Source organism: Mucilaginibacter gracilis, assembly GCF_003633615.1.
In the GTDB taxonomy this organism is placed as follows: domain Bacteria; phylum Bacteroidota; class Bacteroidia; order Sphingobacteriales; family Sphingobacteriaceae; genus Mucilaginibacter; species Mucilaginibacter gracilis.
Map to the genome: position 1 here is coordinate 2,798,986 of NZ_RBKU01000001.1, position 15,222 is coordinate 2,814,207.

Sequence of the window (15,222 nt, forward strand, 5' to 3'; positions counted from 1 at the left end):
CTGACGAGTAATTTTTTATCACTTTCTTAACTCTGTTTCCAGTCGCATAAAGAACCAAAAAAACAGAAAATTAAAAGTTTAAATATTTTCCGACGATTGTATTTTTTTTATAGAGTAATATATATATTTACTCTTGTTTTTAACGATATTCAGCATTTAGCCTTTGCATGGCTATAAATATGATTTTTATTAAAACAATAAAAAAAACCACTCATGAATAAATATTTACTTTTTATTGTACTTTGTTTTTCCCCGTTTTTATTAAAGGGGCAATGTTTAACCGGTTGGCTTTATAAAGCTCCTATAACCGTTTCAAACTCAAATGGAAGTGCGTTAGCCGATTTTCAGGTTAGTATTACCTTGAATACCCAAGCGCTAATATCGGCTGGCAAGATGAATGCTGCCGGCAACGATATTCGCTTTGTTGATGGAAGCTGCACTAATTTACCTTATTGGATAGAAAGCGGCATAAACACCGCCAATACTATTATTTGGGTGAAGGTTAACTCGGTACCTGCTAATGGCACCAATACCATTTATTGCTACTATGGCAATAGCGCAGCAGCGGCGGCAACAGACGGAAATGCTACCTTTATGTTATTTGACGATTTTGACGGCGGTACGCTTGATGCTTCAAAATGGACAGCCTATGGAAGTCCGTACAGTATTTCGGGAGGCTCCATTTCATTTCAAGCATCCTCGGCTTCAAGTGTAGTACGGTCTAATGCTTCTTTGCCTGGTCCATACGTAAGCGAAATTAAAGCAAATTCTACGTCGGGCAATTGGCCCAGCTTGGCGCAAGTTAATTCCGGAACTTTTAGTGGTTCAGCACTTTTCCAGGGTGGTACAACAATGTACTTAGGTGTCATTTTAGCGTCTGGATCCGACTATGCTGGCAATTTTAGTTCAAGTACAAATTTGGGAAACACAACAGGTTTGTGGAGTTTGGTAACCATTGATGCAACCCATCAAAATGGCAGTTGGCCTGGTGGTGCACTGGCTAATATAAATTTAGCTCAAGCCCCTTCCGCTACTATTCAAACTGCCTTCGGATGCCTGGAAACAGGTACCGGTACAATGTCTGTTGATTGGTTCCGCGCGCGCCAATATGCAGCGCAAACTCCAACATTCACGGTAGCTGCCGAGCAAGTAAACAAACTACCGCAAACCATCACGTTTACGGCATTGCCTACCAATAAAGTTTACGGCAATCCCGATTTTGATCCAGGCGCAACAAGTACTAATAATACAATACCTGTAACTTATACAAGCTCAAATACAGCAGCAGTAACCATAGTAAGTGGGAAACTCCATATTGTGGGTGCAGGTACAGCTACAATCACAGCATCGCAAGCCGGCGATAATACTTACCTCGCCGCTACTGATGTACAGCAAACCATTACCATAGCTCAAGCTCCTTTAACCATAATAGCAAGCAACGCCACCAAAGTATACGGTGACGCCCTTCCAGCCTTGGCAGTAACCTACAGCGGCTTTGTAAACGGCGAAACGAGCGCCGTACTAACCACAGCACCAGCGATTACGACCACCGGAACGGCGAGTTCGGCAGTAGGTACGTACCCTATTACAGCCACAGGCGCGGTAGCTTCTAACTATACCATTACCTATACAGCCGGCAGCCTAACAGTAACCCCGGCAGGCCTTAACATTACGGCGGTTAACCAAACCAAGATATACGGCGCAGCCAACCCAACCTTAACAGCCACCTATAGCGGCTTTGTGAACGGCGATACCAACAGCAGCCTAACCACCCAACCAACCATCACCACTACGGCAGTAACAGGCAGCCAGGTGAATACCTACCCCATTACGGCTACAGGCGCAGCAAGCCCGAACTATACCATCAGCTATACCGCAGGCACGCTAACGGTAACCAAAGCAGGCCTGACCATTACAGCAAGTAATGCCACCAAAGTATACGGCGCGGTGTTGCCAACGTTGGCAGTAACATACAGCGGCTTTGTGAATAGCGAAACGAGCGGTGTATTAACCACGCAACCAACGATCACGACAACAGGAACGGCGAGTTCGGCAGTGGGCACGTACCCCATTACAGCAGCAGGCGCAGCAAGTGCAAACTATAACATTACCTATACCGCAGGTAGCCTAACGGTAACCAAAGCAGGGCTTAACATCACGGCGGTTAACCAAACCAAAGTATACGGCGCAGCCAACCCAACGCTGGCAGTAACCTATAGCGGTTTTGTGAATAGCGACGACGCAACGAAACTCACCACCCAGCCAACCATTGCCACCACAGCAACAGCAAGTTCGGCAGTAGGCACATATCCCATCACAGCTACAGGCGCAGCCAGTGCAAACTATAGCATCAGCTATACAGCAGCCACGCTAACGGTAACGCAGGCACCCTTGGTGATTACGGCCAATAACATCAGCAGGAACTACGGTCAGCCAAACCCAACACTAACGGTAACGTATACCGGCCTGGTGAATGGCGATACCAATAACAGCCTAAGCACCCAGCCAACAATCACCACTACAGCCACCATCACCTCGTTGCCCGGTACTTACCCTATTACGGCAAGCGGCGCAGTAGGCCCCAACTATAGCATCAGCTATGTAGCAGGTACGTTCAGGGTAATCCCGTTAACGAATGCCAACCTGAGTAACCTCACGATCAGCAACGGCATCCTGTCGCCAACATTTGCAACAGGCACGTTTAGCTATACCACATCGGTAGCCAACAGCGTAAGCAATGTAACAGTGATCCCGACGGCCGACCCAACGGCCACGGTTCTGGTGAACGGCCTGCCTGCAACCAACGGCGGACCCTTTGCAGTTGACCTGAGCGTAGGCAATAACACCATCACAGTACTGGTAACAGCACAGGACGGAACAACGAAACTGACCTATACCATAGCACTGTACAGAGCAGTACCACCAGATGCGGTATTTGCAACCAACATCCTGACCCCTAACGGAGACGGCAAGAACGATAACTGGATCATTAAAGACATATTGCTGTACCCTAACAATACCGTAAAAGTATTTGACAGGGCAGGCCGTATCGTGTTTGCTCAGCATAGCTATGCCAATACCTGGGATGGTACCCTGAGCGGCTCACCGTTAACCGAAGGTACGTACTACTATGCCATAGACCTGGGCATCTTTGGCGCACAACCGATCAAAGGATACGTGAGCATCCTGAGAAAGAGATAAGCCGGGAGAAAGATAGAATCAGGAATCCATAAGATAGAATCAGGAAGCCAGAATCAGGAATCAAGAGAAAAAAAAAGGCAAGTGCCGGATAACGATCCCAAAGGATGGGATAAAGAAAGACATATCAAATTATTAACTATTAATAATGAAAGCATACAAGATAATGAGATCACAAAATATAAAAGCACTGCACCTGGTAATAGGCGTACTGTGCATGCTTGGAGCAACACAGGGAGCCAAGGCACAGTTAACAGGCTTCCATTCGGGCTATTTCCAGAATGAGTACCTCACAAACCCTGCAATGGCAGGGATGGAAAAAGGCTTGAACCTGAACCTGGGCTACCAGCAACAGTGGAACACGGTACCCGGTGGCCCCAAGCTGCAAAATGCCACGGCGGACTTTGGCGCGGGCAACAACGTAGGGCTTGGGATTAACCTGAATGCCGACCAGGCAGGCTTACTATCCAGAACACGTGTGATGGGTACATTTGCCTACCATTTGCCCATTAGCGGCGATGGTGATAAGCTGAACTTCGGCTTATCATTAGGCATCACGAGCAACCATCTGGACTATAGCAAAATTGTAGGCGATGCCAGCGACATCCAGGCAGCCAACTATAACAACAGAGGCGCATATGTAGACGGCGACTTCGGCCTATCATACACCAACAAGGCACTCACCCTGCAAGGCTCATTACCAAACCTGAAGAGCATCTTCTCACAGGCCGACGGCGAAGATTTAGAAATAGACCGTGCAACGTTTTTCACGGCAGCAAGCTACAAGATCACGTTCGACAACCCGTACAACAAACTGATTGTAGAACCCAAGGTAGCCTATAGGGGCGTTAAAGGTTTCGATAATATTTTTGATGGCGGAGTAGACCTTTTGATGCCAACCAACCACTTCGACATCTCCACAGTATACCACACCAACAAAACCATCACCTTCGGTGCCGGGCTAGACCTGCCTACCATGGGCCTGCTATTTGCCTACACCAACAACACCGGTGCGGTGAGTGCCTATGCACCCAACACCTTTGAACTGGGTATTAAATTTAAATTGTTTAAATAGGCGTTGAAACACTAAAACGCATCGTTCCCCATTATTGGGGTATAAAGCTAAACGCTGTAAACCAAAAAAGCTGTCTTAAAAAGGGACAGCTTTTTTGGTTTTATAGTGGTGAATTGGTCAGATGTTTCTGTTAGACTGGAAACCATATTATCCAATTAATAGAAAAGCACTATTGCAGCGATAGCTTACATTTTTTGAAGCACAAGTACAACTTTATTAAAATCTGACGAGGCATTGATGATCTTTCTAAATTGGGGGAATTGGCTGAGCGGATAAAGTGTTTTCCGGTACTCTTCTGTGATGTTAACAGTGAGTAGGTTACCTTTAATCTCGTAATTAGATACAAAACCCATTGTGAGTTCGCCGTTATCCTTAAAGGTTTCGTCAATTTTTAAATCATTGGGATTGCTGATGGTATAGCCCGCCGGGATGGTAAATTCGATCTTTCTTTTTTCAACGTGTCCGTATTCAATATCAACGGGTTGCTGCCGGGGTTTTTCCTGGTACATTTCAACCTGTGGACCAATGGCCAGTCCTATTTTAAGCAATAATTTATTTCCGGCATGTTCAATTAATTCAGCTGATTTCGTTTTGGTATGCATGATAAAAGGCTGATCGGTGGCTTCGAATGCGCTATTTAAAGCTTCGGAGAAAAGAATATGATCGGTACTGGAAACCATTTTGGCCATCTCCTTAATCATAGTTTTTTTCTGGTCCTCGTTTGAAAAATTGAACGCATCCCTGTAGTCGACAGCCGGATAACCGTCGTATATCTGTTTAGCGTCCACGGTTATCGAATCTAAATTGTTGTTAAGCTCAAGTTTGGATTCGATGTTGGAGCAGGATTTTTTATAATCTTCCAGTTCAATGGGGCGGATATCGGCAATAGCGGTTGAAAACGTACCAATTGATGTACTTTTGCAAAACAGGCCATTGGTATCGCCCCAGTACGGGTAAATAAGCGGATACCTGTAATCGGGCCGTGTTGGAGCTATAAATTTATTTTCGGCGGGGAAATAGAATAGCGGGTAATCACAATTGTTCCAGTTCTCAAACGTCCTGTCAATCATAAACTTGTTTCTGTCGCCGGTTAATACAAACTGATACCGTATGCCCAGATTTTGGAATATAGCACTATATAAACGCACAGAGCCTATAGTTCCGCCTATTTTGTTTTTAATAACGCTTTCCAGACTATTACCCTCGTCGCTTTTTAGATCGTCGTTGTACGAATAATTTTTTTTGATGTAGTTTTCTACAGCTATAATTTTTTTAACCTCGTCGCCAAGGCCATCCCAGGCATTGGCCTTAACCAAATCCTGTACTTTTTTAACGTCTTTTTCGGAGTAATAAGTGTAAACACTAAAAATTCTGCGCGCTAATTCATTCCAGGTAAAAAGGCGCTCACCCTTTTGTTTGGCATCGTTATATGATAGTTTAAACTCAACCCGCCAAAGGTTGTTATCGTAAAAGGCATATTTTTCCTCTTCGGCGCCCGGTATCCCGGTAAAATCGCAGCGCGTAATTTTTTTGGTGCCAATTAGGGTATCAACAGGGCTTGCCGGGCAATTGTAAGGTTTGATCTCGAATTTGAGGCGTTCGGGTTTAATGAGCTGTACGGAGCTTGCTAAAATGGGGAAGACACTTTGAATAACCTCACGGCCAAAGTAAGTTGTGGGCCTTTTTACCGTATAAAAATACTCTACCTCGCAACCTTTGCTTAGGCCATCCAAAGCAAAAATTTTATAGGTATTACCATCCTCCTCCTTAATATCTTTGATGTTGTTTTTATTAAGCTCTATAATTTTACCGTCGGGGGTAATGGTGCGGGCCCTCACATCCACAATGTCCGATTTTTCGCTTACGCCGAGATAGATTTTGTTAAAGTTCTCTATCCCCCTGTCATCGTTAATGTGAATAATTTTATGCAGGGTATAATATTCGGCAACTTCTTCCTTTTCATCTATATATTCTATTTGTCGTTTATCCATAATGATAACTGCCGACTCTTTGCCATATTTAGTGCCAACGGTATGGATAACAGGCTTTGCCTCCCAGGTTTCTTTTTCAATAGCCTGGCTATAGAGGTTTTGCCAGCATAATAATGCTGTAAATAATAAAAGCGATTGCTTTTTCATGGTAGTTAGATTTTTGTAAGGCTTAGGGTTTCTTTATACAGCGGGAAAAGGTTTTCGAGTACTTTATTCCAGGGTTCAAACTGGTCGCTGCTTAACATTAGGTTATCGTTGTAAAATTGCTGAGTTAGTATTACCCAGTTGCCTTTTTGCTCGTATTGCAGGTTAAAGCCCCACACGTTATTGTGGTATTCTTTACCTTGCGGCAAGTAGGTAATTTTGTACCCTTCGGGTACTTTAAGCATGGTAACATATTTTTTAATATACTTAAAGCTGTACTCAATAGGCATTGCGCGTTTAGGATAATCTATTTGCTGATCGGCAAAAAACTTGAAAAGGTTGAGATTTAAATAGTATTCGTTACCTATTTTTTTGGCATAATCGTGCAAACTAAAATTGGCCGATAGTGCTATTTTATCAGTAGTTGGTTTTTTTTCAATCTGGAAAGTATCCAGTTGAAACTTATTGGAGCCGCGTTCAAATTCGTATTTCATGCTCTCTTTTAGGTTTTTGCCATTGGCATACATTAACCTTGCGTAAATATTTGATGCAAAATAGCCCTGCAATTCCTGTTTTATTTTTCCGGAAATACCTGTAGGGCCTAATTCAAGCCACGTTGTATCGGTAAATAGGTTGCTGGTTTTTTCCATTACGGGTACTTTTAAAATTTTATACTCCTGCTCATTAATAGCAATCATGGCTTCTTTATCCTGTATGCCGTATGAGGGTGTTCCAAAAACGCATGTAGGGTCGGTGCCATCTAAAAAAATATATTGGTCGTTAAGTTTAATGGCACATATCATGTGGTTGCTTACCAGCGGCAGTGGTACTTCGCTAAATTTATAAGGTAAATCGCGGGTGCCTATCCAGGTAAAATATGCAGGCACACCCGCTGCATTCAACATTTCGGTTAAAATGCTGGCCATGTCTTTACAATCGCCAAAGCGCCTGCTGCAAACCAGGCCTGCATCGCGCGGCACAAACCCCTCCATACCATCTTCAAAGGCTACGTATTTGATATTACGCTGCACCCAGGAGTAAATAGTTTTTGCCTTACTTTCCGCCGATGTGGCCTTTGCCGTGATAGAATCAACAACGCTTTTAAGCTCGGGGCTAATGGTGGTATTTATTTTTTTGATGTAGCTGTAATTCAGTTTATACAAATCGCTGGCGTTTGAGAGATACGAAACGATTTGGTTATCCTGCCCTTTGTAATTTTCGATATAAAATATCACATGGGGCGAGTACCATCCAAAGCCGGGCGCATCTTCATACCGCTTATCGGCAGGGCAGTTTTTGTATTGAAAGGTGTAAAGCTTATCGTGCCGGTTACGTTCTATTTTTACCGTTATTTGGTTGGTATCTAAGCCCATAAGGTGGTACTTTAGCGATATATCATTAGCAACCGTTACCTTTAACTCGCTGTTAGCTACAGGCATAGAGCTTGTAAAATAAAAGGGCGACAGCAAATGCGGGTCGGTATTGAGCCACGATACCTCCAGGTTGCCAATGGCACCAGGGCCTACAGCCGGAAAGTTGAACGTAGTGCTTTTAACGTCGTCGTAAAATACAAAGCTCTCTTTATTTGTGCTTGTTTTAAACTCGGTTACCTTTAGTTTTTTATCATCGGATGTGCGGGTATAAGCCTGGTACGATACCAGCTTTTGAAAATCGCTGTGCGAAAAACCATACTCGCTCATGAAGGCCGCCGCATTACCTTGCAGGTATTCTATCTGCTGTAGTTCGTGGCTCTCTACATAAGGTTGGCCATTTTTTAAGCTGATGGTATAATCAAGCGTTCTGTTAAGCAATACCGCTTTTTCATCGGGATACTGTTTAAGTAAGGCATCAAGAGTTTGTGCTTTTAAACCGCCTAACTGGAAAGAGAAACAAATTGTTAAACATATTAATAGTAAGCGTTTTTTATTTCTCATGAGTAACTGATAATAGTTTTCCATTTTCATACAGCATAGTTTTGATAAGCTTGCCGTTTTCGTTGTAATATTTACTTGGCCCGTTATTATATCCGTTTACCACAGTAATTTCCTTTTTTAAAACACCGTTTTTATAGTACTCTTTACAAATACCGTTATAGTTATCGTTTAGATACTGATACTCCGATTTTAATTTTCCGTCGGGATAGTATTCTCTATCCGGCCCTTCGGATATGCCATACACCGTTTCGTCGGTAGATCGCGGTTTGCCGTTGGTATAATAGATGGTCATTTTCCCGTTTTTTTCGCCATCGCTGTAAAAGCATTCTCTGGATACCTTGCCGTTAGCAAAGTACGATTTAAAAATGCCATTTGTACCTGCTACCGTGATAAACGGCAACAACTTACCATCGGCCCCCAAATAAGTGTACGATACTATTTTATCGTTTTGAAACAATGCCTGATAGGCCAGCGAGCCATCCTCATCATACTTTTGTGAAAGGCCGTCTAACAAATCATCTTTATACTCGGCAATAAAATCTTTGGTGCCATTAGGGTTATAATAAGTGCGGATGCCATTTATCATATCGTTTGCATAGGTGGTTGTATGCGTTAACGTTCCGTCTTCGTCATAGCTTTTCCACAGGCCGCTTTTGTTACCGCGCAGGTAGAGGCCTTCCAGGCGCTTGGTTCCGCCAAAGTAATAGCTGGTATAGGTGCTGTCTAAAACTCCTTTTTTATAAAAAAAGATGCTCTCCAGGCTTCCGTCAAAAAAATAGTTTTTATAAGGGCCGTCAAAATCGCCGTTTAAATAGTTGCCTTGCGACATGATTTGGCCTTTAGGGTAAACCAGTGTATATTTTCCGGAAGCTTTGGGGAATTGAGCTGAGGATATGATTTTGCCATCGGTATCATACTGCGTCATTTCTTCAAGCCAGCCCTGGTAGTATTTTTGTTCTAATGTTTTATGACCGGCAGGGTCGTATTCTTCTTTATAGCCATTTAATTCGCTATCTAAAAAATACGATTTTGAACTTAAAACACCCTGCGAATTGTAATATAGCCATTCGCCCTGATAACTACCGTCTTGTATCCAGCCTTCCGATTCGGGTTTTCCGTTGGCGTTATAGCTTGTGTAATAGCCATCGTTTTTTCCGCCCGTCATGTTGATCTCCGATTTTTTGGTGCCGTTTACATAGTAAGAAACGGATAGGCCATTTAATTCCCCATTTTTGTACTGGTTAATTTGGTAGATTTTGCCCGATGGATAGAAAAGCGTATCTGGCCCATTAATGTCTCCCTTTTTATCATAAATAAAATGGGCCTTTTTATCGCCCAACGGCGTATAAGTAGTAATATCAATAAAATTATTTACCATTACCGACGAACTGAGTTGTGTGCCCGCTTTGCTCAAATACCTGGCTGATTTTGGCATACCTGCCTCATAAACAAATTGACCGTAAACTTTACCGTCTCTATCGTAATACGCTACATCGCCATTCATTTTACCCTTTTTTGCGGTGAAAGAGTTACTCAACTGGCCGTTTTCGTAATATTCCTGGTGAAGCCCGTCTTCCTCGTTGTTAAGGTAATTGCGGGTTTCTTTTAATTTCCCGCTGTCGTAATAAGATTTCCATGTGCCGGTTACATTATCTTTACTAAAAGTCATTTCGGCAGATAAGGCGCCATTTTCGTAATATGATTTATAGGGGCCCTCAAGTTTATCGGCAGCATAAGTTCCCGATTCTTTAAGCGGGCCGCTTTTATAATATTCTTGATACGAGCCATTTGCCAGGCCGTTGCTGTAATTACAAATTACCTTTACGTTACCGTTGTTGTAAAAAGTTTTTACCTCTCCATCTTTTTTACCAAGCTTATAATAGGTAATCGATTTTTTTACACCATTGTAGTAATAGGTGGTAATTAAGCCTTCGGGTTTATCGGCGAGGTAAGATGACTGTGATGACAGATTACCGTTTTCGTAATAATAAATTTGTTGGCCATCCGAATTGCCGTTTTTAAAGTGTTCAATGGCTTTCAATTTTCCTGAAAAGAAGTAATAGGTCCATTCCCCCTCGCGCTTGCCGGCCTCATTATAATAGCCCACGCTTTTAGGATTACCGGCAGAATAGCTGAAATTCCATTGGCCAACAAATGTTTTGCCGCTATTGGTTAGCTGCCCCTTGCCTTCCAACGCACCATCTTCGTATAAATATTTTTTGGTTACCGAGTCGCGCCGGGTGGCAAATAACTCTTTTGATGAGCGTATAAGGTTAAAGTAATTGCCGGCGATGGTTTTAAAGGTATCCATTGCCTTTTTATTCTTCTTGTTATAATCTTGTATCACGTCGATTTTAACGCTCGAGAATAGGTGGTTTATAAATAGTTCAAAATTGCCTTCGCTATAAACCTGTTTGTAGTAAGGCAAGTAATATTGTATCCAAAAATCTTTATCATCGGGGCTGTATTCTAATTTTTCAAATACGACCTGTATTTGGCGGGAAATTGCATCGTCGAGCGCAATAATGGGTTTGTACTGTTTATCGAGTGCAATTTTAGACAGCAATATTTCTTCCGCCATTTGGTAATTGGCATCCAACGTTATTGTTCGGCCATTTTTATATTGCAGTATCTCGTCTGTGCTTTTAGAAATCTGGTTAAGCAAGGTGATTGATTTTGAGGAGTACCTGCCCTGTGGGCTAACCAACAGGTAACCAACAGTGCTAAGGAACGACTGAATTATTTTGCCTTGTTTTAACGCCGCCAAAGCTAACTGATAGTGGGCGCTGTACATATACGGATTAATAAAGAGCGTTTTTTGAAATAACTGCTCGGCCACGTCGTAATGTTTGAGCTGAAGCTCTATAATACCTTTATTAAAATACAGTAACGAATACATGGGGTATTTGGCAATGGCGCTATCAAAAACCTTGAGGGCTTCGTCATATTTAGCCACATCCATTAGCGAGTTACCATAGGTGTTATACAAATCGGGCTCATACTCACGCTGCCCTTTAAGGGCAAGTGCTTCCTTGCAATATTCAATCGCTTTGTTAAACTGGCTATCGGCTTCGCACGTGATGGCCCTTTCGTATAACGACCACACATAATTGGTATCACTCCTGTTAATTTTATTTAACATCAGGAACGATTTTTTGTATTGGCTGGAATCATAAAGAGCCGCCCCCGCTTTGATTACCTGCCCCGAGTTAATTAAGCCATCTTTTTGAGCTTTTGCAATTTGCGGTATGGCGATGAATAACAAAAAATAAAATTTCAGGCATTTCATATGAAGGATAAGGCTTAGGTAAATGTTTTAAACTAATTATAGCTGATATTGCATATTTTTGATTGAAAAAGGCTAGTTTCTAAATCATTGTAATATAATATCAGCTTTTAAAGATATAAATAGCTTTAAAAATAATAAAGGAAATAATTTAAATTAAAACAATATTTTGATGTTTCACATCAAAATACACAGCGGTGAGAATGCTGAAAATAATTGCCATATAGCTCAACAGGCTTTGGCAGTAGGCAAAACAGAATTAAGTTGGCTAAGCGCGATAGGAAATAACTTACCGTGTTTAGCCCAATAAAGCCAGAAATGTGTTAAAGGTTATAAATAATATAACTTAAAACAGGCTCGGCTTAGGTTTTGGCCAAAATTTGAATTTAACTTTAAGCGAGATCATGCGGTATAAACTTAAGCTCGACTTTACGGTTTGGAAGCCATCAAGGTAAGTTGAATTAACATAGTTTACCTGGAAATTGGGGTTGAGCGATATTCTGTCCCGCCCAAATAAGCCGGGCAAATCAATTACAGTACCTAAATTAAACGGAATAACCATGTATGTACCGTTAGGAACAGCCGTGCCGAAGGCGGGTGTTTGTGGGTTTGTTGCTTTTTCAAGCGTGTTTTGAACATTTATTACGCCTATACCTACGCCAAGGTAAAGGCGGTAAAGGTATTCCTGAAAGTCGTGATGTGCCTTACCATCAGAAAAAAGTGCGCCGATAGGGGCCAGCCTGATATTGGCCGTGCTTGCAAAATATTGATCGGTGCTGCTTTGGTAATACATATTGTGCGATTCGTCGCTACCCTGCAATGTGCCAAACTGGCCCTCAATGCCTACCGAGAAATAAGCACTAAAATCGTAATCGCCGCCAAAAAGGAATGCTTCATTAAGCGGCCTATTGGCAAAGTGCGTTACTAAAGTGGTAAAACCAATACCTGCGTTTACCCTTATTCCTGTATTATTACGCTGATAATAATAATCGGCCTGCTGTGCGTAACCGCTTTGCAGGTTGAATAAAGTAACCGCAAAAAAAACAAATACAATTAAGTAATATGTTTTTTTATGAATTAATATAGGGGGTTGTTTCATAAAAAATTAATGAGCACTAATAAAAGCACTCCAATAAAAATGTGTTCATATTATTGATTACACCTAACTTAAAACAGTGGGGTAAAAAAGCATAACTAACATTTAATCACGATGTAATCATGCCAATAATACAACACCCTAAATATATAAAAAATGTTACAATAAGCTTGCAGATTGTTTAAAATGGGCAAAATAGGATATGTGCGGTAACCTGAGTGTGTAATATTAACTAATAGTTATTATTGTACGCTTAACAATGGTTAATTATGCTTTATAAACTAAAACAGATTAAACTATACGCGGTATGTAAACTGGCTCTTTTTAAATTTACATACATAATTTTCTTATGTATGTAAATTTATTTATGTTTGTACCCATGAGTACAAACCCATTGTTAAAAGGTACGCTGCAAACTATTATTTTGAAACTGCTGGAAGATAACCGGCAAATGTATGGTTACGAAATAACACAAAAGGTGAAAGAAATTACTGCCGGCGAGATTAAGCTAACCGAAGGTGCTTTATATCCGGCTCTGCACAAACTGGAGGCAGAAGGTATGCTGGAAACTACAACCGAAATTGTTGATAGCCGTGTGCGCAAATATTACAGGCTTACCGAGCAAGGGGGTAATCAGGTGGCAGGTAAGTTAAATGAAGCTCAGGCATTTATTGAGCAGCTACAGGCGTTATTAAACCTTAAACCGGCACTATAATGATATTGACTGAAGAACAGGAGGCCTTGATTAAGGAAAAGCTGAACTATACGGTTAAGTTTAAAGAAACCTTTGACGAGGTTTACGACCATGTGATATCAACGGCAGAGGCGGCTGACTACTATAACGGCCCCGACGAGATAATTGAACAGGAATTTGGTAGTTATGCCAATTTAAAGGCGATGGAAAAAGCCCGCGCTAAATTATTATTTAAAGTTATGCGTAAAAAGCATGGGCTAAATATGGCGTACTTTTTTAACTGGCCGGTTATTATTTTTACTTTAGCTATAACTATTGCCGGTTATTTTATTGCCGCTAATCCGGCGTATAGGAGGTATTTAAAACTGGTTACGGTTGCTTTGGCCCTGGCACCTATTTTATTTGTTTTGTTTAAAAAACTGGAAAGCAAATACAAAGCGTGGCGGTACGATATTTACCAAAAGCAATCAATAAAGGATAATTACATTTTTATTGCGGCGGTGCTTTCTAACAGTTTATTAAATTTTGTAAATTTTTTAAATTCTAATTATGTGCTGTATGGGTCGGTGGTGCTGTTTATTTTTGTGTGCTATAGTGTTTATGTATTGGGCTTTTTTAGGCTTTACCGCGAAGAATACCATATCAATATAGCGCAATGAAACTTACCGCCCAACAAATTAACCACATCAAGCTATTTATAGCCAAACGCGGCTTTACTTATCCCGATGTTCAGCTTGAGATTATTGACCATGTGGCCAGCAGGGTGGAGGAATTAATGACCGAGAGCCCGGAGCTTAATTTAGATGAAGCCATTGGCATAACCCACGCCGAGTTTGGTGTAATGGGTTTTAGCGTGTTTGAAGATGCCCTCATTAATTCGCTACAGCAAAAGTATTTCAAGCTTTTTAAAACTATCTTTTTATCGTACCTCAACTGGAAGTACCTGCCGGCTATGGCCGCTTTTATTTACTTATTTTACCGAACGTATGTTGCAATAAACAATCCGCAGGGCTTTGTTACTGCCGGCCTTATAGGGTTTTTTATTGCATTGGTAATAACCGGCACCCGGTATGAGTTAAAATATAAAAAGTATAGCAAGTTGCTTACCATGCGCATGGGTAATTTTTATCTGGTTATTTGTTGTGTGTTATTCAATTTGTGGAATGTGCTTGGTAATTCGTTTAAGCTTTACCGCTTGGTAAGTACAGGTCAATCCGGTATTATTTTCGGGGTGATGGTGGTTTTTGTAGTGCTGCTATTTATCACCGTTAATAAACTACGCAAAATTGCTATTAAAAATTGTAAGGAACTTGACGAAAAATACCATTTAATAAGCGGCCTATAGTTTTTTAAGTTTCAGCACGCTTTTACTATAGTCTATAAGGGCTTCGTATTTCATCAAAATATCTCCACCCAAAACGCCCAATACCTGTGGTTTATTGAGTTGGCTATAAGCGATGTTAATGGCCGATAAATCAAGCACGGCAACTTCAAATGCGGCAATACTAAGTTTGCCGATGCGCATATCCCGAATAGTAGTGGTAAAGGAAGCCATCGTATTAGTGCCCAGGCCGGTTGAAAGCCTATCCGAATTTGAAAAGATAGTTTCCTCGTTGGCTTGCTGTAAGAGGTTTGTATCAAATGCTGTTTTTGATGCGCCTGTATCCAGCACCAAAATAAAAGGTTTGCCAAAAACAACAACTTCCACCAGTGGGTGGAAGCCGTCGTCTTGCAGTTCAATAATTTGTAACGGGATGGTAATTCTCATTAAAAAACAAAAAATAACATTTAGCCGGGGTGGCGA

10 protein-coding genes are annotated in these 15,222 nt (G+C 41.5%); 5 read left to right on the top strand and 5 right to left on the bottom strand.

Features of this window, described 5'->3' with window-relative positions; translation table 11 throughout:
- The first annotated feature begins 213 nt into the window (after window positions 1-213).
- Both BDD43_RS12040 and BDD43_RS12045 read left to right on the top strand, forming a co-directional pair.
- The gene (locus BDD43_RS12040; RefSeq protein WP_121197905.1) at window positions 214-3,201 is read left to right on the top strand and encodes a DUF2341 domain-containing protein; all 2,988 of its coding nucleotides are present in this window, start codon (window positions 214-216) and stop codon (window positions 3,199-3,201) included.
- Window positions 3,202-3,364: 163 nt separating this feature from the next.
- A complete protein-coding gene (locus BDD43_RS12045; protein ID WP_162847054.1) occupies window positions 3,365-4,273 on the top strand; it encodes a PorP/SprF family type IX secretion system membrane protein in 909 nt (302 codons plus the stop codon).
- 185 nt (window positions 4,274-4,458) lie between these two features.
- Here BDD43_RS12045 and BDD43_RS12050 read toward each other — a convergent pair whose 3' ends face one another.
- From BDD43_RS12050 to BDD43_RS12065, 4 genes are all read right to left on the bottom strand, one after another.
- Window positions 4,459-6,411 carry a DUF3857 and transglutaminase domain-containing protein gene (locus tag BDD43_RS12050; protein WP_121197907.1) on the bottom strand — a complete coding sequence of 651 codons (1,953 nt, stop codon included), beginning with the start codon at window positions 6,409-6,411 and terminating at the stop codon, window positions 4,459-4,461.
- 5 nt (window positions 6,412-6,416) lie between these two features.
- The gene (locus tag BDD43_RS12055; RefSeq protein WP_162847055.1) at window positions 6,417-8,342 is read right to left on the bottom strand and encodes a DUF3857 domain-containing protein; all 1,926 of its coding nucleotides are present in this window, start codon (window positions 8,340-8,342) and stop codon (window positions 6,417-6,419) included.
- The gene (locus BDD43_RS12060) at window positions 8,332-11,631 is read right to left on the bottom strand and encodes a toxin-antitoxin system YwqK family antitoxin (protein ID WP_121197909.1); all 3,300 of its coding nucleotides are present in this window, start codon (window positions 11,629-11,631) and stop codon (window positions 8,332-8,334) included. The genes BDD43_RS12055 and BDD43_RS12060 overlap by 11 nt, the downstream gene beginning before the upstream one ends.
- Window positions 11,632-11,974: 343 nt before the next feature.
- Window positions 11,975-12,727: a hypothetical protein gene (locus BDD43_RS12065; RefSeq protein WP_121197910.1), complete on the bottom strand. Its 753-nt coding sequence runs from the start codon at window positions 12,725-12,727 to the stop codon at window positions 11,975-11,977.
- A gap of 376 nt (window positions 12,728-13,103) precedes the next feature.
- On the opposite strand from BDD43_RS12065, the gene BDD43_RS12070 reads away from it, so the two are divergent.
- From BDD43_RS12070 to BDD43_RS12080, 3 genes are read left to right on the top strand one after another with little or no spacing between them, the layout of a single operon-like run.
- Entirely contained in the window at window positions 13,104-13,439 is a 336-nt protein-coding gene (locus BDD43_RS12070; RefSeq protein WP_121201968.1) for a PadR family transcriptional regulator, read from the top strand.
- Window positions 13,439-14,077, top strand: a complete 639-nt coding sequence (locus tag BDD43_RS12075; RefSeq protein WP_121197911.1) for a hypothetical protein — start codon at window positions 13,439-13,441, stop codon at window positions 14,075-14,077. Before BDD43_RS12070 ends, BDD43_RS12075 begins: the two co-directional genes overlap by 1 nt.
- Window positions 14,074-14,763: a hypothetical protein gene (locus tag BDD43_RS12080; protein WP_121197912.1), complete on the top strand. Its 690-nt coding sequence runs from the start codon at window positions 14,074-14,076 to the stop codon at window positions 14,761-14,763. Before BDD43_RS12075 ends, BDD43_RS12080 begins: the two co-directional genes overlap by 4 nt.
- Here BDD43_RS12080 and BDD43_RS12085 read toward each other — a convergent pair.
- Window positions 14,758-15,186 carry a retropepsin-like aspartic protease gene (locus tag BDD43_RS12085; RefSeq protein WP_121197913.1) on the bottom strand — a complete coding sequence of 143 codons (429 nt, stop codon included), beginning with the start codon at window positions 15,184-15,186 and terminating at the stop codon, window positions 14,758-14,760. The genes BDD43_RS12080 and BDD43_RS12085 overlap by 6 nt on opposite strands.
- Window positions 15,187-15,222: the final 36 nt, after the last annotated feature.

Excerpts from the sequence above, each read along its gene's own strand:
- BDD43_RS12050 (WP_121197907.1), bottom strand. The coding sequence starts at position 6,411 with ATGAAAAAGCAATCGCTTTTATTATTTACAGCATTATTATGCTGGCAA.
- BDD43_RS12065 (WP_121197910.1), bottom strand. The coding sequence starts at position 12,727 with ATGAAACAACCCCCTATATTAATTCATAAAAAAACATATTACTTAATT.
- BDD43_RS12070 (WP_121201968.1), top strand. The coding sequence starts at position 13,104 with ATGAGTACAAACCCATTGTTAAAAGGTACGCTGCAAACTATTATTTTG.
- BDD43_RS12045 (WP_162847054.1), top strand. The coding sequence starts at position 3,365 with ATGAGATCACAAAATATAAAAGCACTGCACCTGGTAATAGGCGTACTG.
- BDD43_RS12085 (WP_121197913.1), bottom strand. The coding sequence starts at position 15,186 with ATGAGAATTACCATCCCGTTACAAATTATTGAACTGCAAGACGACGGC.
- BDD43_RS12040 (WP_121197905.1), top strand. The coding sequence starts at position 214 with ATGAATAAATATTTACTTTTTATTGTACTTTGTTTTTCCCCGTTTTTA.
- BDD43_RS12080 (WP_121197912.1), top strand. The coding sequence starts at position 14,074 with ATGAAACTTACCGCCCAACAAATTAACCACATCAAGCTATTTATAGCC.
- BDD43_RS12055 (WP_162847055.1), bottom strand. The coding sequence starts at position 8,342 with ATGAGAAATAAAAAACGCTTACTATTAATATGTTTAACAATTTGTTTC.
- BDD43_RS12060 (WP_121197909.1), bottom strand. The coding sequence starts at position 11,631 with ATGAAATGCCTGAAATTTTATTTTTTGTTATTCATCGCCATACCGCAA.
- BDD43_RS12075 (WP_121197911.1), top strand. The coding sequence starts at position 13,439 with ATGATATTGACTGAAGAACAGGAGGCCTTGATTAAGGAAAAGCTGAAC.